The 25,094-nt window shown below is 34.0% G+C and carries 21 protein-coding genes; 9 read left to right on the top strand and 12 right to left on the bottom strand.

The window, feature by feature from the left end; all coding sequences use genetic code 11:
- Positions 1-25 precede the first annotated feature (25 nt).
- Positions 26-568, bottom strand: a complete 543-nt coding sequence (locus tag ACFFGL_RS09675) for a 3-hydroxyanthranilate 3,4-dioxygenase (RefSeq protein WP_309726557.1) — start codon at positions 566-568, stop codon at positions 26-28.
- A 213-nt stretch (positions 569-781) separates the two neighbouring features.
- On the opposite strand from ACFFGL_RS09675, the gene ACFFGL_RS09670 reads away from it, so the two are divergent.
- From ACFFGL_RS09670 to ACFFGL_RS09645, 6 genes are all read left to right on the top strand, one after another.
- The gene (locus ACFFGL_RS09670; protein ID WP_309726558.1) at positions 782-1,837 is read left to right on the top strand and encodes an isoaspartyl peptidase/L-asparaginase family protein; all 1,056 of its coding nucleotides are present in this window, start codon (positions 782-784) and stop codon (positions 1,835-1,837) included.
- A 105-nt stretch (positions 1,838-1,942) separates the two neighbouring features.
- The gene (locus tag ACFFGL_RS09665; RefSeq protein WP_309726560.1) at positions 1,943-2,431 is read left to right on the top strand and encodes a GbsR/MarR family transcriptional regulator; all 489 of its coding nucleotides are present in this window, start codon (positions 1,943-1,945) and stop codon (positions 2,429-2,431) included.
- A 10-nt stretch (positions 2,432-2,441) separates the two neighbouring features.
- Entirely contained in the window at positions 2,442-3,575 is a 1,134-nt protein-coding gene (locus ACFFGL_RS09660; protein WP_309726562.1) for an efflux RND transporter periplasmic adaptor subunit, read from the top strand.
- 26 nt (positions 3,576-3,601) lie between these two features.
- The gene (locus ACFFGL_RS09655; protein ID WP_309726564.1) at positions 3,602-6,736 is read left to right on the top strand and encodes an efflux RND transporter permease subunit; all 3,135 of its coding nucleotides are present in this window, start codon (positions 3,602-3,604) and stop codon (positions 6,734-6,736) included.
- 10 nt (positions 6,737-6,746) lie between these two features.
- Entirely contained in the window at positions 6,747-8,147 is a 1,401-nt protein-coding gene (locus ACFFGL_RS09650; RefSeq protein ID WP_309726565.1) for a TolC family protein, read from the top strand.
- 112 nt (positions 8,148-8,259) lie between these two features.
- Entirely contained in the window at positions 8,260-9,090 is an 831-nt protein-coding gene (locus tag ACFFGL_RS09645) for a phosphatase PAP2 family protein (RefSeq protein WP_309726567.1), read from the top strand.
- A gap of 86 nt (positions 9,091-9,176) precedes the next feature.
- Here the strand turns inward: ACFFGL_RS09645 and ACFFGL_RS09640 are convergent, their stop codons facing one another.
- From ACFFGL_RS09640 to ACFFGL_RS09590, 11 genes are all read right to left on the bottom strand, one after another.
- Positions 9,177-9,650, bottom strand: coding sequence for a CYTH domain-containing protein (locus ACFFGL_RS09640; RefSeq protein WP_309726569.1), 474 nt, complete (start codon positions 9,648-9,650; stop codon positions 9,177-9,179).
- A gap of 36 nt (positions 9,651-9,686) precedes the next feature.
- The gene (locus ACFFGL_RS09635; protein WP_309726571.1) at positions 9,687-11,150 is read right to left on the bottom strand and encodes an MltF family protein; all 1,464 of its coding nucleotides are present in this window, start codon (positions 11,148-11,150) and stop codon (positions 9,687-9,689) included.
- 80 nt (positions 11,151-11,230) lie between these two features.
- The gene (locus ACFFGL_RS09630) at positions 11,231-11,905 is read right to left on the bottom strand and encodes an NAD(P)H-binding protein (protein WP_309726573.1); all 675 of its coding nucleotides are present in this window, start codon (positions 11,903-11,905) and stop codon (positions 11,231-11,233) included.
- A 59-nt stretch (positions 11,906-11,964) separates the two neighbouring features.
- On the bottom strand, positions 11,965-13,035 hold the full coding sequence (locus tag ACFFGL_RS09625; RefSeq protein ID WP_309726575.1) for a PA0069 family radical SAM protein: 1,071 nt from the start codon (positions 13,033-13,035) through the stop codon (positions 11,965-11,967).
- Positions 13,036-13,111: 76 nt separating this feature from the next.
- Positions 13,112-14,659 (bottom strand): hypothetical protein, encoded by a 1,548-nt coding sequence (locus ACFFGL_RS09620; protein WP_309726576.1) that lies wholly within the window; start codon positions 14,657-14,659, stop codon positions 13,112-13,114.
- Positions 14,660-14,732: 73 nt separating this feature from the next.
- On the bottom strand, positions 14,733-15,515 hold the full coding sequence (locus ACFFGL_RS09615) for an enoyl-CoA hydratase/isomerase family protein (protein WP_309726578.1): 783 nt from the start codon (positions 15,513-15,515) through the stop codon (positions 14,733-14,735).
- Positions 15,512-16,972: a sensor histidine kinase gene (locus ACFFGL_RS09610; RefSeq protein ID WP_309726580.1), complete on the bottom strand. Its 1,461-nt coding sequence runs from the start codon at positions 16,970-16,972 to the stop codon at positions 15,512-15,514. The genes ACFFGL_RS09615 and ACFFGL_RS09610 overlap by 4 nt, the downstream gene beginning before the upstream one ends.
- Before the next feature lie 55 nt (positions 16,973-17,027).
- Positions 17,028-17,567: a CopD family protein gene (locus ACFFGL_RS09605; RefSeq protein ID WP_309726581.1), complete on the bottom strand. Its 540-nt coding sequence runs from the start codon at positions 17,565-17,567 to the stop codon at positions 17,028-17,030.
- 13 nt (positions 17,568-17,580) lie between these two features.
- Positions 17,581-18,957 carry an MATE family efflux transporter gene (locus tag ACFFGL_RS09600; protein WP_309726583.1) on the bottom strand — a complete coding sequence of 459 codons (1,377 nt, stop codon included), beginning with the start codon at positions 18,955-18,957 and terminating at the stop codon, positions 17,581-17,583.
- Position 18,958: 1 nt separating this feature from the next.
- Entirely contained in the window at positions 18,959-19,993 is a 1,035-nt protein-coding gene (gene hemH, locus ACFFGL_RS09595; protein ID WP_309726585.1) for a ferrochelatase, read from the bottom strand.
- Between the two features lie 77 nt (positions 19,994-20,070).
- A complete protein-coding gene (locus ACFFGL_RS09590; RefSeq protein ID WP_309726587.1) occupies positions 20,071-20,967 on the bottom strand; it encodes a helix-turn-helix domain-containing protein in 897 nt (298 codons plus the stop codon).
- A gap of 207 nt (positions 20,968-21,174) precedes the next feature.
- Here ACFFGL_RS09590 and hemA point away from each other — a divergent pair, with 207 nt between their 5' ends.
- Genes hemA through ACFFGL_RS09575 form a run of 3 tightly spaced genes read left to right on the top strand, consistent with a single transcriptional unit; the run spans position 21,175 to position 25,094 of the window.
- The gene (gene hemA, locus ACFFGL_RS09585; RefSeq protein ID WP_309726589.1) at positions 21,175-22,431 is read left to right on the top strand and encodes a glutamyl-tRNA reductase; all 1,257 of its coding nucleotides are present in this window, start codon (positions 21,175-21,177) and stop codon (positions 22,429-22,431) included.
- Positions 22,432-23,349 (top strand): hydroxymethylbilane synthase, encoded by a 918-nt coding sequence (gene hemC, locus ACFFGL_RS09580; protein WP_309726591.1) that lies wholly within the window; start codon positions 22,432-22,434, stop codon positions 23,347-23,349.
- Entirely contained in the window at positions 23,349-25,094 is a 1,746-nt protein-coding gene (locus ACFFGL_RS09575; protein WP_309726592.1) for a TrkH family potassium uptake protein, read from the top strand. The genes hemC and ACFFGL_RS09575 overlap by 1 nt, the downstream gene beginning before the upstream one ends.

Below are 25,094 nucleotides of genomic sequence, written 5' to 3'. Positions count from 1 at the left end.
TTGCGAAAATAACAAAAATAAAGCGTTATTCCTCATCTGCTATAAAACGTTCGTCAACCGGCATTACTGTTCCACAATTATCACACGTTCGCAACTCTTTGCTGCTGTAAAATTCTTTAAAGTGTTTTAAAAAGTCTTTTTCGATATCTTCTAATGGAAAATATACTTCATATAATTTATGGTTACAATTATCGCAGAACCAAAGTAAACCGTCTTTACCAGGTAAATCTTTTCGCTTTCTTTCGATTACCAAACCGATAGAACCTTCCTTTCTTGCGGGTGAATGTGGAACTTTTGCTGGATGTAAATACATATCTCCCGGACCTAATTTCATGGTTTTCTTTTCTCCATTTTCTTGGATATGAACTTCAATATTTCCTTCTAATTGATAGAATAATTCTTCGGTTTCATTATAATGATAATCTTTCCGAGCATTAGGCCCTCCTACAATCATCACAATATAATCGCCAGCATCTTTATATAAATTTTTATTCCCCACAGGTGGTTTTAAAGTATCGCGGTTTTCCTCTATCCATTTATTTAAATTGAAAGGTTTTGCTATAGCCATAATTTTATTTTTTAGGAGTATAAATTTAATGGTTTTAAAAGTAATTATCTATAATTTATAGTCTTTTTTAGGCTGTCTATTCGAGACGGACTCTCTCAATTGCTTTTTTTATTCTAACAAAAGCACAAATCTGAAACAAGTTTCGCTTAAGCCTAGCTCCCTTGTACCAAATGCTATTAAAATTATTATCTTCGTTAGAAAGCTCATTATCTTATGAAAAAAATATGTTTCCTGTTAAGTATTTTATTATTCAATATAAGTTGTAATTATAAAGTTGATGATTCCTCTGAAACGAATAAGAAAACTTCAGATTCACTTCAGCAAACTCCAAAAGCACCCTTTGGAATTGTAATTCACGGCGGCGCAGGATACATAAAAAAGGGAAACTTATCTGATTCACTTGAAAATGCTTATCGCGAAAAACTAAAAGAAGCAATAACTACTGGGAATGAGATTTTAAAAAATGGCGGTTCTTCAATAGAAGCTGTAAAACGAAGTATTAATGTGATGGAAGATTCACCGTTGTTTAATTCAGGAAAAGGAGCTGTGCTAACTCACGAAGAAAAACCGGAACTTGACGCTTCAATTATGGATGGAAAAACTTTAAATGCCGGTGGAATCGCAGGTGTTTCTACCGTAAAAAACCCCATTAATTTAGCCTACGAAGTGATGGAGCATTCCGACCACGTACTTCTTGCTAGAGAAGGTGCTGAAGCTTTTGCTAAAACAAGAAATTTAGAAATTGTTGAACCTTCTTATTTTATTACCGATAAACAGCTTCAAAATATTAAACGTATAAAAAATGAAAACGCAAATAAAGAAGCAGCATTTTACAATAGTGATATTAATGGTGAAAAATTTGGAACTGTAGGCTGCGTTGCGCTTGATAAAAACGGAAATTTAGCTGCCGGAACTTCTACGGGCGGAACAGCAAATAAAAAATGGGGCCGCATTGGAGATTCACCGATTATTGGTGCCGGAACCTACGCAAATAATAAAACTTGCGCGGTTTCGGGAACAGGTTGGGGCGAATATTATATTCGTGGCGTTGTAGCTTACGATATTTCAGCTTTAATGGAATATAAAGGTTTATCTTTAGAAAAAGCAACTAAAGAAGTTATTCAAAAGAAACAACCTGAGCTTGGCGGAAATGGTGGTATTATCGCTATAGATCATTTAGGAAATATTTCTATGGAATTCAATACTCCTGGAATGTTTCGTGCAAGTTTTGTAAACGATAGTTTAACTATTGGGATGTATAGAGAATAGTATACCCTAAGAGTCTTATCAATTTTTTTAACAACAATTTAAGTTTCTTTAGTTCGGTTAGTTCCGAACTTAATGTATTTTTGCGCTCTAAATTTAAAGCAAGATATGGATTGTTGTTCTCCAGAAAAACGAAAACTTATTGAAGAAATTGGCTTGCATTTTGAAAAAAATCATCAATTAGCTCCATTGGCTGCAAGAATTTATGCCATGATGATTCTTTCTCCAGCCGATGGCCACACGTTTGATGAAATACTTTCTACTACCCAAGCCAGTAAAAGTTCGGTTTCTACGCAACTTAATTTGTTACTTCAAATAAAAAAAGTTGAATATTTTACAAAATCGGGCGACCGCAAAAGATATTTTAGAGCTAATAAAATGTATCTAAAATCTACTTTACAAGAATATCTTGAAAGCATTTCTAAAGAAATTCAACTTATAGAAAAAATTGTAGACTTCAATTCTAAATACAACAAAGAAAAATTTGAAAGCAACGGACAAATAGCTTTGCTCTTTAAAGATTATTTAAAATGCCAAAAAGAAAATATTAAGAATACCATTAAAAAAATGTCAACTATTAAAAATATCAACTCATAATTATAACTCGATGAAAAAATTATTCAATTATATAGCTATTATTTTGGGAGTCTTACTTCTTAGCTCTTGTGGTGACAATAAAGGAGGTCAAAACGCCCAGGCTGCAAACGCTCCACAAGCAAAACCTTATCCGGTAATTGAAGTTCCTACCAAAACGGTCACCGCTTATACTTCTTATCCCGTAAGTATTGAAGGAATTGTGAATAGTGAAGTTCGCGCTAAAGTATCAGGATATATTACTGATGTTTTAGTAGACGAAGGACAAAAAGTAAGCAAAGGCCAAACACTTTTTAAACTCGAAACACAATCACTCAACCAAGACGCGCAAGCTGCAAAAGCTAACGTAAATGCGGCGCAAGTTGAAGTAAATAAATTAAAACCTTTAGTTGAAAAAGATATTATTAGCGAAGTTCAATTAGAAACCGCAAAAGCCAAATTAGAACAAGCAAAAAGTAGCTACAATGGTATTCAAGCTAATATTGGCTACGCAAATATTAAAAGTCCGGTAGATGGTTATGTAGGTTCTATCCGATTGAGAGAAGGCGCTTTGGTAAGTCCCACAAGTCAGCAACCGCTTACTACAGTTAGTGATATTAGTAAAGTTTACGCTTATTTTTCGATGAACGAAACCGATTATTTGGATTTTATTCAGAATAAAGACGGAAAAAATCTGCAAGAGCGTATTGAAGCGATGCCGAAAGTAAAACTAGAATTAGCAAACGGCTCCACATACGAACAAGAAGGACAAATTGAAACCATTAATTCACAAATCAATGAGAATACAGGATCAATTTCATTCCGAGCCGTTTTTGATAACCCATCAAGAATTTTAACCAACGGAAACAGCGGTCGTGTTTTAATCCCGAATACATTTGAAAACGCCGTGGTAATTCCGCAAGCTTCTACATTTGAGCGCCAAGGAAATATTTTGGTGATGAAAGTTGGGAAAGATAATAAAGTTACTTCTTCTGCAATTCAAACAAAAGCGAAAGTTGATAATTTATATGTAGTCGAATCGGGTGTAGAAAAAGGAGAAAAAATCGTTGCGAAAGGCGTTAATAAAATTCGCCCAAATACTGAAATAAAACCGCAACCCACCGAATTCGATAGTATCTCAAAACCAATTGAAAAAGTATTTAAATAAAATTCGCTGAAGAAACAGAAAAAATCATGCTAAAAACATTTATAGAACGGCCCGTACTTTCTACGGTAGTTTCCATTATTATCGTTATTCTTGGTGTACTCGGGCTTACTAATTTACCCATCACGCAATATCCAGATATTGCGCCACCAACTATTACGGTAAGCACAACTTATCCGGGGGCCAATGCCGAAACGGTTTTAGAAAGTGTAATTATTCCTATTGAAGAACAAATCAATGGAGTTGAGGGAATGACCTATTTAACCTCAACTGCCACTAATAACGGAACAGCAGAAATCACCGTGTTTTTCGATCAAGAAGTAGATCCCGACATTGCGGCGGTAAACGTTCAGAATCGTGTGGCGAGAGCAAATCCGCTCCTTCCGCAAGAAGTAAAACAAACTGGGGTTACCACACAAAAACAGCAAACAAGCGCGTTAATGTTCTTATCGTTTTATAGTACAAACGATGATTATGACGATACGTTTATTCAGAATTACTTAAAAATTAATGTAATACCTGAACTTCAACGGGTTAACGGAGTTGGAAATGTAAATGTCTTTGGTGGAAAAGATTATGCGATGCGCATTTGGCTTCAACCTGAAAAATTAGCGGCGTATAATTTAGTTCCTTCTGATGTTATCGGTGCGCTAAATGAACAAAGTTTAGAAGCCGCAGCCGGAGCATTAGGTGAAAATAATGGTGAAGCATTCTCTTACATTATTAAATACAGCGGACGCTTTAAAACCGAAAAACAATACAGCGATATTGTTATAAAAGCTTTAGGAAATGGCGAATATTTACGTTTACAAGACGTAGCAAGAATAGAACTTGATGCCCAATCGTATAGCGGCGGATCGATGACGAAAGGACACCCAGCGGTGAATATGGGTATTTTTCAGACTAAAGGATCTAACGCGCGAGAAATTATTCAAACCATTAAAGAGCGCTTAGAAGAAATTGACAAAGATTTACCGGAAGGAATAGAAATTTATATTCCTTATGATACCAACAACTTCTTGAATGCTTCAATTAATAAAGTAGTTCACACCTTAATTGAAGCGTTTATTCTCGTATTTATTGTAGTATTTATTTTCTTACAAGATTTTAGATCTACCTTAATTCCCGCTATTGCGGTTCCGGTTTCAATTATTGGGACATTCTTTTTCTTAAACCTTTTTGGATATTCAATTAACCTGCTTACACTTTTTGCTCTCGTACTCGCTATTGGGATTGTGGTAGATGATGCCATTGTTGTAGTTGAAGCAGTTCACGCGAAAATTGATGAAGGCGCCAAAGACGCTAAAAAAGCTACCTTAGACGCAATGCACGAAATCTCTGGTGCAATCGTTTCCATTACGCTGGTAATGGCAGCAGTATTTATTCCGGTAACTTTCATTAAAGGGCCAACTGGAGTATTTTATGAGCAATTCGGGATAACATTAATAGTTGCGATTATCATTTCCGCGGTAAACGCACTAACCTTAAGTCCGGCGCTTTGTGCATTATTTTTAAAAACACACGATGATAAAGAAAATTCTAAGAAAAATTACTTACAGAAATTTTATGCGGCGTTCAATCGTGGATTTAAAGCAACGATTTACCGCTATGGTCAATCCTTAGGATTTTTATATAAAAATAAATGGATTACCGTGTTGATTCTCGTTTTAGCCGGTGTAGGAATTTGGTGGTCATCTTCTACCGTTCCTACCGGATTTGTGCCTGATGAAGATCGCGGGTTAGTTTTTGTAAACGTAGAGTTACCTGCCGGAGCTTCTGTAGATAGAACTACGAAAGTAAACGAAGAACTTTATAATAAAGTAAAAGATTTACCCGGCGTTGAAGGAATGTCGGTTATTCACGGAAGAAGTTTATTAAGTGGCGCCGGAAGTAACTACGGATTAGGATTTATTAAACTGAAAGATTGGGAAGAACGCGATTCTGATGAACTTTCGGTTCAAGCCATTACCGGAAAATTATTTGGTATTGCCGCGACAATTCCTGAAGCGAATATTATTTTCTTCGCACCACCGAGTATTCCAGGTTTTGGTAACTCTTCCGGTTTCGAAGTAAATTTATTAGATCGGTCGGGTTCTAGTTTTTCTGAGTTAGATGAAGTAAATCAAGAATTTATTCAGAAGCTAACACAACGTCCTGAAATTCAGTATGCGCAATCATCATTCAATACAAATTATCCGCAATTTGAAATTAACTTAAACGTTCCGCTAGCTAAAGAAAAAGGCGTTTCAGTAAGTGAAATATTTTCAACCTTACAAGGGTATATCGGTGGAGTTTACGCAGCAGATTTTGCCCGCTTCGGAAAACAATATCGTGTTTATGTTCAAGCTTTACCACAAGATCGTGCCGTAAAAAGTGACTTAAATAAATTATATGTTCGTACCGAAAGTGGGGAAATGGCACCGATTACGCAGTTTGTGAATTTAAAACGCGTTTACGGTCCGCAATCGGTAACACGTTTCAATTTATTTAATTCAACTAAACTAACAGGCGCAACAAATCCTGGTTATAGTTCGGGAGACGCAATTAACGCAGTAGAAGAAGTTGCCAGCACTTTACCTGAGAGTTATAGCACCGCTTACTCCGGTTTAACTCGAGAAGAAGTAAAAGCAGGAAACCAAACCACAATGATTTTCATTTTAAGTATTGTGTTTGTGTATTTCTTATTAGCGGCGCAATATGAAAGTTACCTATTACCATTGTCGGTATTATTATCACTTCCATTAGGAGTTTTTGGTGCCTATATAACCACAAAATTTGCTGGACTTCAGAATAACATTTATTTCCAAATTGCCTTAATTATGTTATTAGGTTTATTGGCGAAGAATGCGATTCTAATCGTAGAATTTGCGATACAACGTCGAAAACAAGGGGAATCTATTGTTGATTCTGCAATTAATGGTGCAAAAGCACGTTTACGACCTATTTTAATGACTTCTTTCGCTTTTATTTTAGGATTAATGCCGCTTGTTTTGGCAAATGGTGTTGGAGCTGCCGGAAACAGGTCGATTGGTACAGGTGCTGCCGGAGGTTTATTAATTGGAACCATTACCGGAGTTTTTGTAATCCCGATGTTATTTATTCTGTTTCAATGGTTACAAGAGAAAATAGGGAAAAAACCGGAAGCCGTTCAACAAAATGCTTAAAAAGAAATTCATGAAAACTCTATATAAATTAAAATACCTCGCTATTACGATTGCTTTTTTAAGCTTACAATCGTGTTTTGTAGCCAAAGATTACGAACGACCAATAGTTGTAGAAGAAGAAAATTTTAGAACTGATAAGCTCCCGCAAGATAGTTTAACAATGGCAACCGTTTCTTGGCGCGAAATTTTTACCGATCCTGTTTTACAAGACTATATTGAAGAAGGATTAGAGAATAATATTGATATTCGCGTGGCCTTGCAACAAATCCTTTCCGCGGAAGCCTATTTAAAACAAGGTAAAGCCGGGTATTTTCCGAGTCTAACCGGAAATGCTTCGTGGACACATCAAGAACTTTCAAAAAACAGTCAGTTTGGTTCATTCTTTAATAGTGCGATTGACCAATATGAAGTAACCGCAGATTTATCTTGGGAAGCTGATATTTGGGGAAAAATAAGAAGTCAAAAACGTGCTTTTGGTGCTCGTTATTTACAAAGTGTTGCGGCACATAAAGCAGTAAAAACACGCTTAATTTCAAATATTGCTTCAACATATTATCAATTATTAGCAGTTGATGAACAAATAAAAATTACTCAACGAACTATTGATAATCGTGAAAGTAGTATTGAAACTACTGAAGCCTTAAAAGATGCTGGAAATGTTACTGAAGTTGGCGTTAAACAAACCGAAGCCCAACTCTATACCGCTCAAGCTATTTTAGTCGATTTAAAAAAACAAGCGCGTTTATTAGAAAATACAATGTCTATCTTATTAGGCGAATCTCCTATGGAAATTCCGCGAAGCGAATTGGAAAATCAAAATATTACTACGGAATTAAATACCGGAGTTCCTGCGCAATTATTGAGCAATCGACCTGATGTTTTAGCAGCAGAATATAAGTTTAGAAATTCTTTTGAAATGACCAATGTAGCACGAAGTAATTTTTACCCATCACTTACGTTAACGGCGAGCGGAGGTTTTCAGAGTTTAGAATTCGATAAATTATTTAACGCGAATTCACTTTTTGCAACTGTGGTAGGCGGATTAACACAGCCTATTTTTCAGCGAAGACAAATTAGAACGCAATTTGAAGTCGCCAAAAGTGAACAAGAACAAGCGAGATTACAGTTTAAACAAGCAATTTTAACCGCCAGCAAAGAAGTTTCTGATGCAATGTACAGCTATAATGCGGCGACCGAAAAAATTGAATTAAAAGAGAAAGAATTTAATGCATACCAAACGGCAACCGATTATTCCGAAGAATTACTCGATAACGGATTGGCGAATTATTTAGAAGTTTTACGTTCGCGTGAAAATGCACTGAATTCGCAATTAGATTTAATTAATGCAAAATACAATCAACTTGACGCTTTAGTTAGTTTATATGAAGCTTTAGGCGGCGGTTGGCAATAATTTTTTTCATAGTTTGTAATGTTTGATTGATTGTAAGAACCGTTTCATAAGAAATTATGGAGCGGTTTTTATTTTAATTTTTAAGGAGCATTAAAGCTTTAAAATATATAAAATGAAAAAGATAATTTTATTTCTATTTCTAATTTTCCCCTCACTTACATTTAGCCAAAATAAACCTAAAGACAGTCTCCCAACTACCTGGGAACTGCTAAAGTATGACGGCACAAGTGCTTTTAAAGGTTTAACAACAACATATACCCAGCCTTTAAAATGGGAAAAAGACGATTTTTTAACTGCCGGAACCATAGTTTTAGGAACGGGAGCACTTTATATTTTTGATGAAGAGGCCAATCGATGGTTTGAAAATCAAGAACCTCACATTCCCGGTATTATTAAAGATTTTGGTTGGTACTATGGAAGTCCACAAAATCATTTTGCAATAAATGGAGCTGTATACTTATATGGTTTATTTACAAAAAACGAAAAAATAAGAAAAACCGGTGTTTTGCTTATCTCTGCTGCATCTACTGCTGGACTTATTCAAACAATTTCAAAAACAGCCATAGGAAGAGCACGTCCCGGAACCGATGCAGGAAAAGGTTCTTTTAAACCATTTAGTAAAAAAGGCGGCTTTCATAGCTTTCCTTCGGGTCACACTATTCTTTCTTTTACCACAGCTTATGCTATCGGAAAACAATTTAAAAACCCATTTGTAAAAGCAGGTATTTATGGTTTGGGAATGATTGCTCCAATATCAAGACTTTGGGCAGGCGCACATTGGTTAACTGATGTAGGACTTAGTATGGCACTAAGTATTTTAGTGGTAGATACAATAGATAATTATCTTAATGAAGAAAGAGATTATGGAAATCCCCATAAAACTAAAATCAGTTGGAAATTTCAAGTAGGTTTAGGACAGTTTGGACTTATAGGAACATTTTAATGACTGTATAATTTTTAATTATGATCTTTTAAATCATTTCGCAAGATGTACAAAGTATAATTTCCTACCTTAATACAAATATTTTTTTACACTTCCCAGTTTTTATAGGGATGATTAATTAAAGAAGAATTGTAATATTTTTTTTCTCTGGTAACTTCTTCGCCAATCCAATCAGGAAGTATTACATTTTCATTTTCGTTTTTTAATTCTACTTCTGCGATTGTTAGACCCTCATTTTCCGCATAAAATTCATCAACTTCAAATACATGTTTGCCCGATTTTACCAAAAAGCGAGTTTTTTCAATTTTTCCGGGCTCACAAAGTTTCAATAATTCTTTTGCATCGTTTACTTCAATTTGTTTTTCCCATTCAAATCGTGTTAAGCCGTTTGCTGAAGATTTTCCTTTTACGGTAATTAGAGCTTCATTGTTTTTTATACGAATTCGCGTGGTGCGTTCTGGATGAGAATTTAAATAAGCTTGCTGAATATTAATTTGCTGAAAAGCTTCTTTTTTATACTTTTCTGAAGTCACTAAAAACTTCCGTTCTATTTCTTGCATTTCAATTTTTCAATAAAAATAAGTCGATTTCTGAAATTATTCAGTAGAATTCGCTAACGGAATCAATTTTTTGTAATGATTGTAACGCAAAAAGATTTCTTTTACATACAAAAATGGCTCTCTGCCCCGAACAAAACCGTATTTTACTTCCGGTCGACTAAAAAATTCGCGCGAACTTAATTTCAGCATATAATCTTCTACATTATCATCCCAACGATAAGGGTTTTCTCCTGCAGCTTTCGTTAAACGTTGCGCATCTCTAACGTGACCTAAACCACAATTATATGCTGCCAACGTAAATTTTATTTTCTGAATACTATCTTTTACCTTACTGAATTTTTCTCGCATTTGTTTTAAATAAATGGTTCCGGCTTTTAAATTTTCAGAAGGGTTTGTAATATCATTTACCCCTAAATCTTTTGCAGTAGCGGGCATTATTTGCATTAAACCATTTGCGCCAGCCCAAGAACTATCGGAAGGTTGAAAACGTGATTCTTGGTAAATTTGCGAACTCAATAAACGCCAATCCCAATTTAAACGTGTGGCATTTTTTTTAATTATGGGGTCGTAAACACTAATTTTTCCTTGATTTTTGCTATAAAGTTCACTCTTAATTCTTCTTCTATACGATTTTTTGTTTTTAAAATATTTATTGTAAACAATATAGTAAAAGTCTTTCTTCTTAATTGTTTTAATCCATTTATTGACAGCTTCTAAAAATTCGGGAGAATTCTTTCGAACCGCCCAGGCCACGCGTTGAGAAAAACTAATTTCTGTATCGATATCTAAAATAGGATTGTAGGTTTGGTTAATTGCCGCAATATTATAATCGGCAACCGTATATTCAATTTTACCATCGACCACCATTTTAATAATTTCATCGGTCGTTTTATCGCCCGAAACCGGTTCAATATTTATGTATCCGCCAATTTCTTGCATTAAATTTTTTAATCGCGCATTATATGACGAATTTTTTCTCACGTGAACAGTTTCACCAATTAATTCAATCGGATCACTAATTAATTGTTTTTTGATTTTATAAAGCGGTAATTTTCGCCAATTTTTTGGACGACGTTGTACCAAAACTTGATGCGTTAAATAATGATAATCGGTAAAAGCAATTATATCTTTTCTAGGTTCGGTAATCGATAAACCATAGGCAATTAAATCGCCTTCGCCGCTATTCAGCATATCGAAAAGTTCATCGATATTTTTAGCGACTTTTATATCTAATTCCAATTCTAAATGTTCTGCCAATTTTTTTACCAATTCATACTCAAAACCCATTGGTTTTCCGCGGTATAAAAAATAACTTGTTGAATTATAAATAGTAATTACGGTGAGTTTCCCATCTTCTTTTATTTCTGAAAGATCTCGGTTTACGGTAGGTTCAGTTTCTATTACTTTTTCTTCGGAAATATTTTCAGCATCATCTGAACAACCAAAAAGCAAAAGTATAACGGAAAAGAGAAAATAAAAATGTTTGTAGTTTTTTACCATATATTGAAATTAATCGTCATTTTTAACTGACTGATTATCTACAATATATGAAATTTAAAATAAATGCTATTTCAGGGTTTTTACGGACGGGCTTCTTTTGCTATTTTTTTAATGGTTTCAGATTCAATGATTTTAGCTGAATAAGGTTTTAACAAAAGTATTTTCATGGCAATCGCTATAGTCGCTGCGGGAATAGATCTGAATTTTTTTAACGGTCCAAGCATTATAAAATTAGCAAGTTTAATTACTTGTTTCCAAGCGAATTCAAACGGACGTTTTTCTTCTCGTTCTCCCGAAATTAGCGAAGGTCGCAAAATATAAGTTTCCGGTATATTTTGCTGAAGCACCGCATTTTCCATTTCACCTTTTGTTTTGTTATAGAAAAATTTACTTTCGGCATTTGCGCCAAGTGCAGAAACCACAATAAATGTAGAAATTGAATTTTCTTTCGCAAGTTTAGCCGCGGTAACAGGAATTCCAAAATCTACCTTTTTATACGTTTCATTATTTGGCGTCTTTTTTTGTGTACTACCGATACAACAGAAAACCACATCGCCCTTAAAAAGATATTTATAGTTTTCTAATTCAAATAAATAGATAAGGTGTTCTTCAATTTTTGGATTAGATAATTTTACACTGCTACGGGAGAAAAGAATTATTTTATTGAAACGTTCATCTTTTAAAAGTTCTTGAAGCAACAAACCGCCGGTAAGTCCGGTAGCTCCTAAAATGATCGCTGTTTTTTTCTTTTCCATTGCAAAATTTTCTACCTATAAAAATACGATACTTTAAATTTTAGTAAGATAAGAATCTATTAAAATAATTTATACTGGGGATTTTTTAACTGAAGAAAATGTGAATTATCTAACGGAAGAATTGACGTTTTTTTCAAAAATTTTTGCCTAGCGATGGTGAATTGTTGGGCAATTTGTTTAGCGAATTCTCCTTCGCCTTTCATACGCGTTCCAAAACGGCTATCGTTTAAATTTCCGCCGTGGCAAGCTTCTATTTGGTGCAAGACTTTTTCGGCGCGATCGGGCATGGTTTTTTCTATCCAATCTTTAAAAATTTCAGCTATCGCTCCGTTTAAACGCACAATAGTATACCCGACGGAAATTGCACCGAGTTCACTTACTTTTTTTACCAAAGGAAAAATTTCATGACTGTTAATTGATGGAATTATGGGCGCCATCATTACATTTACCGGAATATTATTTGCTGATAAAGTTTCTACAACGTTTAATCTTTTTTTGATGGTCGCCGTTCTGGGTTCTAAAATTCTTCGGGTTTCTTCAGAAAGGGATGTAATCGAAATATTTACCCGAATTAAATTGAATTTTGCCAGTTCTTTTAAAATATCTAAATCGCGAAGAATTAAAGCATTTTTGGTAATAATTCCTGTTGGGTGTTTATACTTGAGCATAATTTCTAAACACTTTCTCGTAATCTGAAGCTTTTTTTCAATCGGTTGATAACAATCTGTATTTCCAGAAAAAATGATGGTATCGCCTTGCCAATTTTTACTGTTTAGTTTTTTTTCTAACAATTGCGGCGCGTTTTTCTTCACTAGAATTTGTTGCTCGAAATCTTGCCCCGCGGAATAGCCCCAATATTCATGAGAATTTCGGGCGTAACAATAAATACAACCGTGTTCGCAACCTTGATATGGATTTGCGGAAAATCCCATCCCAACATCGGGACTATTTACTTTATTGACAAAGGTTTTTGGAAAAACTTCTTGAAAATGGGTTTTGTCATCTACTGCTTTTTCGCCTTCTTTATGGCAATATTCCAAAAATTCATCTTCTTGAATATGCTCTAATTCAAAGAATTTATTGGCAACATTTTTTTGCGCTCCTCTTCCTTTTTGATAAAATTTTTCCATAAAAAAAACTTTGACTCTTTTCAGAATCAAAGTTATTTATATTTTGGACAAATTCCTATTTTATGGATATTTTCCTTTAAAGACTCAATTTTATGATTTGAGTTTTTAACCTTTTGCTTCCTTCAAGTATAATTGTTTTTACATCTTTATCTGTAACTCCGCTCAAAGGTTTCGTACAAAGTGGAGTGATATCTTCATCTAAAATTGTTTGATAGTTTAATTCTCCTTGAGCGTTTAAAGCGATTTTATATAAATTCATTCTTTTAGGATTCGTACTTTTTAATTCAATTCTTTCCTCAAAATCATCAAATTCGCGTGCGTTTACAAATAGATTTATTTCTTCGTTTTTAAGCAACGTTAAAAAGGAAAAAAAATGGTAATCTTTTCTTGAGGTGCTTTGCCTTTTATAAATATTTCTCCACCATTTCATTTCACCGGATGCATCAATTTTCGCACAGATTATATTATTAAAATGATATATATTTCTCGTATTACTTGTTCTATTTGGTCCGTAGTTTGGAGCTTCAATAAAACAAAATTCTTCAGCAGTAAAAATTAAGTCATTTTTATCGGTTAAGTAAATTCCTTTTAAAAGTAAGTTTTCAAAATCTCGATTAGGATTTTCATTTTTATTTACTAAAAACTCGGTAGAAAATTTATTGTAGGTATTTGCTTTTAGGTTTAATTTATTTGGATCGATATTAAAATAAGCGATACCCGACACTTTTTCATTGTTTTTTTCTGAATAAACTCCGGCCAATACAAGTTGGTCATTTTTTAAAAGCATTTCTAAGGAAGAGATAAATTTATCTTCCGTTTTCAATGAAAGTTTTTCTTCTGAATTTTCATCAATCTTATAAAGCTGAAATGAATAATTAGGTTTTCCATTCTTTTTTTCTTTTAGACTATTATTGTGAAAAAGTTTTCCTAGAATGTAGATCGTACCATTGTTTTCATTTAAAATAGAAGAATTATATTCAAAAAATTTGTCTTTGGTTTCTAAAGCTAAAGAATGCTCATAAACTTCTTGAAAATCTGTAGTATAAACTTTAATTAAATGCGTTGCTTTTTTTTCAACATTCACATCAAAAACAAAAGAAATATAGTTCTTATTATCTGAAATATTCACCTCAGTTCCAGAAGGCAAATCGATATTATTTTCGTTTAAAATATGAGTTGGAACAATATTTTCTCTGGGAATTGAAAATAAATTTTTAGAAGTAAATTCAAGCTTATTTTTATTTGAACTTAAGATATTGTAATGAATTTGATTAACATTTGAGCTGTTATCGTAAAATGATTCAATAAGATAAACTTTCTTATCTTTTACGAACATTTCTTTAATTTTACGACGCTTTTCAACTTTAATACTAGCTGAACTCACTAATTTTAGATCGGTATTATAATATTCTACCACGTAAAGTTTAGGCAGCTGGTCTAATTCGTCATAAAATAGTCTTGTTAAAACAATTCTGCCTTCACTGTCGTTATCATAAAATAGTATTCTAGAATCTCTTCCTTTATCTTTAAATATTTCACTTTTTTTTATTTCTACTGAATTATTTTGTGCGTAACTCGTAAAAATATTCACTAAAATGAGTAAAGTGAGTAGCTGTAATTTCATATCAGTTTAATTTAAAAATTGAAAATAAAAAAGTCCGGCTTAAAACCGGACTTTAATTTATATTATAATATTTTTATTTATTCGGGAATTCGGGCTTTCGCTTGTTTAAAAAAGCTGAAGTTCCTTCTTTAAAATCTTCGGTTCCAAAACTTTTTCCGAAGCCTTCAATTTCTTTATCAAAACCATTTACGCCATCTTCATAATTCGCATTTATCGCATCGATGGCTTGTGAAATTGCAACCATTGAATTTTTCATGATTTTTCCGGCAATTTTTTCAGCAAATTCTAATAATTCTTCAAGCGGTGTTACGTGATTTACCAAACCGTATTGTAACGCTTGATTGGCATCGATCATTCCGGCAGTCATAATCATTTCCATCGCGCGTCCTTTTCCTACCAATTGTGGTAAGCGTTGCGTTCCGCCATAACCAGGAATTACACCAAGCGAAGTTTCAGGAAGTCCCAATTTTGCATTTTCGCTGGCAATTCTAAAATGTGCCGCCATCGCCAATTCTAATCCGCCACCAAGCGCAAAACCATTAACTGCAGCAATTACCGGTTTTTTAAAGTTCGCGATCATATCAAACACTTCTTTGTGACCTTTTGCGGAAAGATCTTTTCCTTCTTCAACTGAATAATCTGCGAATTCTGAAATATCTGCTCCTGCTACAAAAGCCTTTTCGCCTGTTCCGGTTACAATAATCACTTTCACGTCTTCATCTTGCTCTAATTTAGCAAATGCTTGACGAATTTCGCCTAAGGTCTCGCGGTTAAGCGCGTTTAATTTCTTTGGTCTATTGATGGTTACTTGAGCAATTCCATCATTATTTTCGACTAATAAATTGTTATAACTCATACGTTTTGTTTTGGAAATTTTACGATAAAAGTAGTTCCTTTTCCTTCTTCTGAAGTAAATGTAATACTACCATTATACGCTTCAATTATTGTTTTTATAATTCCTAACCCAAGTCCCATTCCACTGGATTTTGTGGTAAACTTCGGTTCAAAAATACGATCTTTATTTTCTTCTGAAATACCAATTCCGTTATCTTTAATGTAAATGCACACATTTTTTTCATCTACTCCAACGTGTACAGAAATTTCTGGATTTGCTTCGTTTTCTGAAGCTTGTATCGCATTTTTCACCAAATTGGTAACCACGCGAATTAATTGCGTTCGATCGAATTTTGCAAAAATTTCTTCTTTTTCAGTTGTAAATGAAATATGAGATTCATTAAAAATATCCAATGCAAGTTTTACAATTTTTGGCACATTTAGCATTTCATTTTGCTGTGCCGGCATTTTCGCGAAATTAGAAAAAGCTGAAGCTATAGAACTCATCGTATCTATTTGCTGAATTAGCGAACGGCTAAAATCTTTTATTTTACTTTCAATTTCAGGATCGTTCGCATCGAAACGGCGCTCGAAACTTTGTACGCTTAAACGCATTGGCGTTAACGGATTTTTAATTTCGTGCGCTACTTGTTTTGCCATTTCTCGCCACGCTTGTTCTCGTTCGCTCGTTGCAAGTTTTACAGCGCTTTCCTCTAATTCGTCGATCATTGAATTGTAGGCTTTTACCAACGAGCGAATTTCTTCAGAAGCATCTTGAATAATTATTTTTTTATTTTTTCGATCTAATCTCGTGGCATGAATTTTTTCGCTAACAGCTTTTAAACTTTTTGTAATATATTTTGAAAGGAAATAGGAAAGTACAATTGCCGCCAACATCATTAAAATATAAACTTGCCCAAGAATCGATAAAAAATCGCGAAGTTGTTTATCTATAAACCCATCATCTTCAATATGCGGAAGATTTAAAATGGCCAAAGGTTTAAAATAATTATCGGTAATATAGGTGTAAGACGATTGGTAATCTTCTTCCTTTTCTCCAAAATGATATTTTACAAATCGTTTGTCTTTAGAATTCCGTAGTCCTTCGAGCGCGTAATCAGGCATTTTTGTACTCGCGGTATCTCTAAAAAAAGTAGCTTTTGAAGATTTTAAAAGTTTTCCGTTAAGATCGTAGATATTTATTTCGGTATTATGAATATTTTTCAGTTCATAAATTTTATCTCTGAAAATTAGCGGAATGTACTTTGTATCAACCGGATAAGTGGTCGTTTTGATTTCGTAATTAATACTAGCGCGAATAGAAGCTTCTTTACGTTTTAATTTGTCTTTTTGATACGCTCTCGCTTCATCTTTATATTGATAAATGGTAACGCCGGCAATTAAAATAGAAGCGCCCAACACCAAAAAAATCATGCTAAAAAAAATGCGGGTTCGTAAAGAGCGTTTAAAAAGCTTCATTTTAATTTACTAATTTGTCAAATTTGCTTGATAGCTTCATCAAATTTTGAACCGTTTATTTTTTCTCGCGAATACGTTTGTAAATTTTAAAACCGAGCATTAATAAAATACCCAATACAAAAATTCCTGCAACGCCAAATATCCAATTAATTGAGTTTTTTAAAATTACTAAAAATACAACCGAAAAGAGAATTAAAGTAGAACCTTCGTTAAATAATCGCATCTGATTAGAAGTCCATTTCACGATATCATGCTGTAATTCTTTAAAAATTAAATGGCATTTAAAATGATAGATAAATAGTAATAGTACAAAAGCAAGTTTTACGTGCATCCAACCTTGTTGTAGCCAAACGGGTTGCAAAATCAATAAAACGATGGCAAAAATAGTAGCTAAAATTGCTGAAGGCCAAGTAATGATAAACCATAAACGCTTCGCCATGATTTTAAGTTGTTTTCCTAAAATTTCTTTTTCAGGAGAAGGTTTTTGAGCGGCTTCAATTTGATAAACAAATAAACGCGGAATGTAAAATAAACCGGCAAACCATGTAATGACAAAAATTAAATGAAGTGATTTTATGTAATTATAATATTCCATAACAAAACTGAAGTTACTTATATTTTGTGTTTACCGTAGTCATTTCAGAAGGTTTTAAATGTAACCGAATTTCCCGATTTAAGAAAATTCCTGTAACAATTGTTGAAATCACATCGGCTAGCGGAAAGGAAATCCAAACGCCAAATTCTCCAAAATAGTTCGGTAAAATTAAAATCAACGGAATAAAAAAGAATCCCTGTCTTGTTAAGGTTAATAACAAGGCGGGAACAGCTTTTCCGATCGCTTGAAAATAAGCCGAACCAATTAGTTGCAGCGAAATAATAGGAATTGCGGCAAAAACCCAACGCATCGCTGGCGGCGTTTCACTTATAATCCGTTCGTCTTTTGTAAAAACTGAAACAATTGCTTCAGGAAAAATCATAATAATTGAGAACACAACTAAAGCCAACAAACACGCGCCAATAATTGCTTTATTAATACTTTCGCGAACGCGTTCCGGTTTTTTTGCACCATAATTATAACCCGCAATTGGCAAAAAACCTTGGGTAACGCCCAAAACTGGAAAAAGCGCAAACATTAACATTCTGGCAATTATCGCATAAATGGTGACCGAAGTTTCTCCGCCAAGATCAAACAAAATATTATTCATTAATAAGTACGTCACACTTACTACAGCTTGTCGCGCTAAGGTTACAAAACCCAACGCGCCAATTTCTTTTAAAATAGGAAGATCGATCCCGAAATGTTTAAAATTGATTTTTAATTCTGAATAATCAGAAAGAAAAAACCATAAAATATATAGAAAACAAAGAATGTACGAACCTGTTGAAGCCCAAGCCGCACCAGTCATTCCCATATCGAGTACATTTATCAAAAAATAATCGCCTACTAAATTTCCTACGGAAGGAATTACCATAGCAACCATTCCGAATTTTGGTTTTCCTTCAGCTCTAATTACATTGTTTCCCATCATCGCCAAAGCCAAAATCGGGACGCCGTATAATACGATTCTGTAATAAATTTTAGCAGGCTCAAATATTTCACCTTTTCCGCCGAAAACAGGAATAATATCGTCTATAAAAATTAACCCGATAATCATTAAAGAAACGCAACATAAAACCGTAATCGTAATTTGGTTTCCGAAAGTTTTTAATGCTTTTTCATAATCATCTGCTCCTAAAGCTCTCGAAATAATAGATGAACCGCCAATACCAATCGCCATTCCTAACGCGGCAATAAAAAATGAAACCGGTAAAACCACATTAATCGCGGCAATTGCGGTTGGACCAATCCAGTTTCCTACAAAAATGGTGTCGACTAAAATGTTGAGCGACATCACTAAAATTCCGATAGAAGCCGGAACAGATTGTTTCAACAACAATTTCCCGATAGGTTCGTTTCCGAGTGCGGCGGAGTTAACTTTTGCCATTTTATGCGTTTGCCGTTTCCGGTTGTTTTGCCCATTCGTCTATCCAACGGCTTAACGTTTTTACCCAATCTTCACGATCGTTTAAACACGGAATTACTGTAAATTCTTCACCACCAACTTCTTCAAAAATTTCTCTTCCTTCATTTCCTAATTCATCTAGCGTTTCTAAACAATCGGAAACAAAAGCAGGAGAAACAATCGCCATTTTTTTCATTCCGTTTAAACCGAATTTTTCAATCGTTCTATCGGTGTAAGGTTTTAACCACGGGTCGAATCCTAATCTAGATTGAAAGGAAGTACTATACGTTCCTTCTTTTAACTGAAGTGTTTTTGCTACCAATCGCGTAGTTTCTAAACATTGATGACGGTAACAAAATTGATGCGCCGGCGATGGGGTTTGACAACAACTTCCATCGATTTTGCAATGTGAATTGGTTATATCACTTTTTTTAATGTGTCGTTCTGGTACGCCGTGATAACTGAATAATAAATGCTCGTAATCTAAATTTTCTAATTTCTCACCAATACTTCTAGAAAGTACATTAATATAATCTGGATGATTATAAAATGGCGGCATGGTAGTAAATTTTATCTGCGGAAAAAATTCTTGTTGCAATTGTTCGGCTAAAACCAAAATGGTTTCGGTTGTTGCCATTGCAAATTGCGGATATAGCGGAAGCAACAAAACTTCATCTACTCCTTTATCTACCAATTCTTGCAAACCAGATTTTATAGAAGGTTCGCCATAACGCATCGATAACGCTATAGGAACACTAGTAAAACTATCTATTTTCTTTTGTAATCGTTCAGAAAGTACAATAAGTGGTGAGCCTTCTTCCCACCAAATTCGTTGGTAAGCTTCTGCCGATTTTTTTGGACGTGTATTTAGTACAATTCCTTTTACAATAAAGGCGCGTAATAACCACGGAACGTCGATTACGCGTTCGTCCATCAAAAATTGATCGAGGTATTTTTTTACATCTTTAGGATCGGTACTTTTTGGAGAACCCAAATTGACGAGTAAAACTCCTTTCATATTCATTTTTTTTCAAAGGTAAAGCAAATCGCGAAACCCACATTTTATGAGTGTATTTTATTCTTATAAAACGATAATTAAATCAAATTTATAGACTGAATATATCTTTTTGGCGTGGTTCCAAATTTCTTTTTAAATGCAGCTATAAAATGACTCGCTGTGCTGTAACCTACTCTTAAACCAACTTCGTTTACATTATGTTGTCCGGTTTCTAAAAGTTTTCTGGCATAATCCATTTTATAATCGAATAAAAAACCGAAAACCGTATCGCCGTAGATTTCTTTAAATCCTTCTTTCAGCTTTTTTAAACTTAAGCCAATTTCATCTGAAAGTTCTTGCAGCGTTGGTGGTTCTGCCATTCGATTTAAAATTATTTCTTTAGCTTTTCTAATTCTTCGCACATTATCTTCATCTACTAAAAAAGGGCATTGTTCTACATCGGCTTCTTCTGGACGATTAAAATACAAGCCGATAAGTTCGTAAGCTTTTCCTTTTAAATAAATTTTCTTAACCGACGGGTGTAAATTAAAATTTAAAATCTGACTTAAAACTACCGCCATCGACGGGCTAATATTCAATTCTTGATAATATTTTTTATCGCGGTTGTCTTCCTTTAGAAAATCAATATAATTGGCTTCCTCAGAAAAAAGTCCGTGGAATTTTTTAATGGAAACAAAGACCGAAACCAACCAAGATTTTGAAGAAACCTCAACATTTAAAGGCAATTCTTGTGTAGGGTTATAAAGTAACAAGGCTTTTTCATCTGCTAAATTTAAAGCGTACCGACCTTCGTTAAAATTGAATTTCGCACTTCCTTTTACACAAAAATGAAATTGAATAAAATTTCGATGCACATCGCGTTCGGTTTTCTGAACGCTATCTGTCTCATTTTTATAGGTTAAGATTTTAAAACCTTCTTCAATATCAACTACATGAAATGAACTTTCAGCGTTGTTTTTTTCGGTAGTTTTCATCCGTTTCAATTTTAATTTTATTTAGAATGGTTCTAAAGTAAAGAAGCCAAACTGCCTAATTTTACTGTAAATTTAAGCTAAATATGCTAATTATAATATCATAATTAGCAAAATAACTTATAACGACACTAAAAGTTCTTTTAGCGTTACTTTTATAAAACCAATCGTTTTAAATTTGTTCCGAATTATTTTGGACTAAATTCTTCCATGAAGAACTACAACATATCAAAACACAATTCATTTTACGCTATTGGTCTTAACTATCAAAAGGCAGATGCCGATACTCGCGGACATTTTAGTTTAGATGAAGAACAAAAAAAAGCGCTTATTCTAGATGCAAAATCTGACGGAATAGACGCTATTTTGGTAACTTCTACTTGCAATCGTACCGAAATATACGGGTTTGCGCAACATCCTTTTCAACTTATAAAATTATTGTGTCAACATACACGCGGAACGGTCGAAGAATTTGAAAAAGTGGCTTACGTTTATAAAAATCAAGAAGCGATTGGTCATATTTTTAAAGTCGGAACCGGCTTAGACAGCCAGATTTTAGGTGATTTTGAAATTATAAGCCAGTTAAAATACGCGTTTATCCTTTCTAAAAATAAAGAAATGACCAATCCGTTTCTAGAACGTTTGGTGAATTCTGTAATTCAGGCGAGCAAGCGTATAAAAAATGAAACCGGAATTTCTTCAGGAGCGACCTCAGTTTCTTTTGCTTCGGTTCAATATATTTTAAATGAAGTTGAAGATGTTTCGAACAAGAAAATTTTACTTTTCGGAACTGGAAAAATAGGAAGAAATACTTGTGAAAATTTGGTGAAACATACCAAAAACGATCACATTACGCTTATAAACCGAACCAAAGGGAAAGCGGAAAAAGTTGCTGGAAAATTCAATTTAATTGTAAAAGATCACGCCGAATTACAAGCAGAAATTAGAGATACCGATATTTTAATTGTCGCTACAGGAGCTCAAAATCCGACGATTTCTAAAGAACTTATTTATTCCAAAAAAAATCTCTTAATCTTAGATCTTTCGATTCCAAAAAATGTTGCCGATGATGTTGTCGATTTAGAAAATGTAACGGTGCTGCATTTAGATCATCTTTCAAAAATGACTGATGAAACCTTAGCAAATCGAAAGAAATTTATTCCAGAAGCAGAAGCAATTATTGCTGAAGTTCGTAAAGATTTTAACGCTTGGCTGGAAACACGAAAATTTGCACCAACCATAAAAGCATTGAAAAAGAAACTTCGCACGATGAAAGATGCCGAGTTAGATTTTCAACGAAAAAAAATTGCTGATTTTAATAACGAACATGCCGAAATTGTAAGCAATCGTATTATTCAAAAAATCATGAATCAGTTTGCAAATCATCTTCGCGACGATTCAAATACTACCGATGAAAGTCTAGAACTTATTCAAAAAGTTTTTCAACTGGAAGATACCCGAAATTAAATGGCTAAAATTATTCGCATAGGAACCCGCGATAGCGAATTGGCGTTATGGCAAGCTAATACTGTAAAAAATAAACTAGAAAATTTAGGCTATAAAACCGAATTAATTCCAGTAAAATCTACCGGTGATCTTAACTTAGATCAACCGCTTTATGAAATGGGAATTACCGGAATTTTCACCAAAACTTTAGATGTAGCGATGATCAAAAATAAAATTGACATCGCAGTACATTCTATGAAAGACGTACCAACTGCTTTACCTAAAGGAATTGTAGAAGCGGCCGTTTTACCCAGAGCCAATACGCTTGATATTTTAATTCATAAAGGAACCGATTTTTTAAACGAAGAAAACGGTATTATCGCAACCGGAAGTTTACGCCGAAAAGCGCAATGGCTGCATAAATATCCGGCACATTCCGTCGTGAATTTACGTGGAAATGTAAATACGCGAATGCAAAAATTAAACGATAATAATTGGAACGGAGCTATTTTTGCAGCGGCAGGTTTAGAACGTATTCACTTAAAACCTGAGAACTTTATCGATTTAGATTGGATGATTCCTGCGCCGGCGCAAGGCGCAATGTTAGTTGTTGCAAATGAAGATGATAATTTCTCTAGAAAAGCTTTGGTACATTTAAATGATGAAGAAACTTCTATTTGCGTTCATATAGAACGTGAGTTTTTAAAAGTGTTAGAAGGCGGTTGTACCGCGCCAATTGGAGCTTTAGCCACAGTTGAAAACGATGAAGTATCGTTTCACGGAGCCTTATTCAGTTTAGATGGAACACAGAAATTTGAAGAAAAAAGCACTTTTTCCTTAAAAAATTACAAAAATAAAGGGCGAGAAGCTGCAAATTCTATACTTTCAAAGGGTGGAAAAAAATTGATGGATTCCATCAAAGCTAAATTGAATAGTTAATGCCTAATAAGTTAACGCAATCCAATATTATTCTTTGGTTTTTAGACCTCTTTTTATTGGCGTTTTTAATATTTGATTTTGGCTTCCACAGTTTTAAAGATTTTCGACTTTATAAACTAATTGCCTTACCGCTTTTATTAATTGCTCTTATCGGTTTCAATTTTTATAAATTCAAATCGTTTAGAAATACTACTAAAGTTAAACGGACTTCACGTTTTAATCTTATAATTCTTATTACGCTCATTGTTTTAGAGCTTATTTTAATTTTTCTGAATTACTCACATTCCTTTGCCGAAACCTTTTTTCAGCAACGTTATGTCATAGAATATGGATTACTGGTTTACTTTTTTATTCGGCTTACATTATTAGTTCGAAGAATTTATGACCTCTATTTTAATCCGGCAATATTATTTGTAGGAAGTTTCGCTGTAATTGCGCTCTGCGGAACTTTTTTATTGATGCTTCCAGCGGCAACCGTTAACGGGATTTCGTTTGTTGACGCTTTATTTACCTCAACCAGCGCTGTTGCAGTAACCGGTTTAATCGTGCTCGATACCGCGAAAGATTTCACACCTTTCGGCCAAACAATTATTATGGTTTTGTTTCAGCTTGGCGGGTTGGGAATGTTAACTTTTACTTCCTTTTTTGCCTATTTTTTTAAAAGTGGCGCTTCCTTTAAAGAAAGCCTTTTTATGAAAGATATTTTGGGGCATGAAAAACTAAGTAGTATTATGCAAACCGCAATGCGAATAGTAGTGTTTTCTCTAATTGTTGAAGCAATCGGCGCGTTGCTTATTTATTCATCTTTACAAGGAGTAGAGAGTTTTAAAGACCGGAGCTTTTTTGCTGTTTTTCACGCGATTTCAGCATATTGTAACGCTGGATTTTCCACGTCTTCCACAGGATTATATGCTGAAGGTTTACGGTTTAATTATTATATGCAATGGGTAGTGATGATTTTAATTATTTTTGGCGGTTTAGGCTATACTATTGCTTCTAATTTTATTCAATATGCAAAACAATTTTTTCTGAATATTTTCAACTTGCATAAGAAAAAGTTTTTATCGCGAATGATTACCTTAAATACAAAAATTGTAATCTATACCACTATCATTTTAATTACTGCGGGAACGGTTTTCTTTCTTTTTTCTGAACAGGAAACCAACCTTGTGGAACATTCGACCGTTTTCGGAAAGTTTACTACTGCCATGTTTTCTTCAGTAACAACAAGAACAGCAGGTTTTAACACAGCAGACATGAATAATTTTACGCTTCCCGGTATTTTATTTATGATGTTTTTAATGTGGATTGGAGCTTCACCAGCGTCAACCGGTGGGGGAATAAAAACCACTACTTTTGCGCTTGCTACCTTAAACGTGTTTTCAATCGCAAGAGATAAACCTAATATTGAAATAGGAACACGCAGAGTAGCAAAAGAAGCTGTTCAGCGAGCATTTGCAATTATTTCCATTTCCTTAGCTTCTATTAGTACCGGTATTTTGTTGCTTATAATTTTTAATCCCAACTTGGCGTTAGTCGATATTGCTTTTGAAGTTTTTTCAGCTTACAGCACCGTCGGTTTATCTCTCGGAATAACACCCGAACTTAGTGAAGCAAGTAAATATGTTGTTGTATTTTTAATGTTCTTTGGAAGAATAGGTTTAATCAATTTAATGATCGGTATTCTAAAAAGTGTAAATACCAAAGAATACACCTATCCAAAAGAAAATATTTTAATTAACTAA

It is taken from the genome of Mesonia maritima (assembly GCF_042433895.1).
In the GTDB taxonomy this organism is placed as follows: Bacteria; Bacteroidota; Bacteroidia; order Flavobacteriales; family Flavobacteriaceae; genus Mesonia; species Mesonia maritima.
The sequence above is the reverse complement of the archived record's forward strand: the minus strand, read 5'-3'. Positions and strand labels throughout refer to the sequence as shown.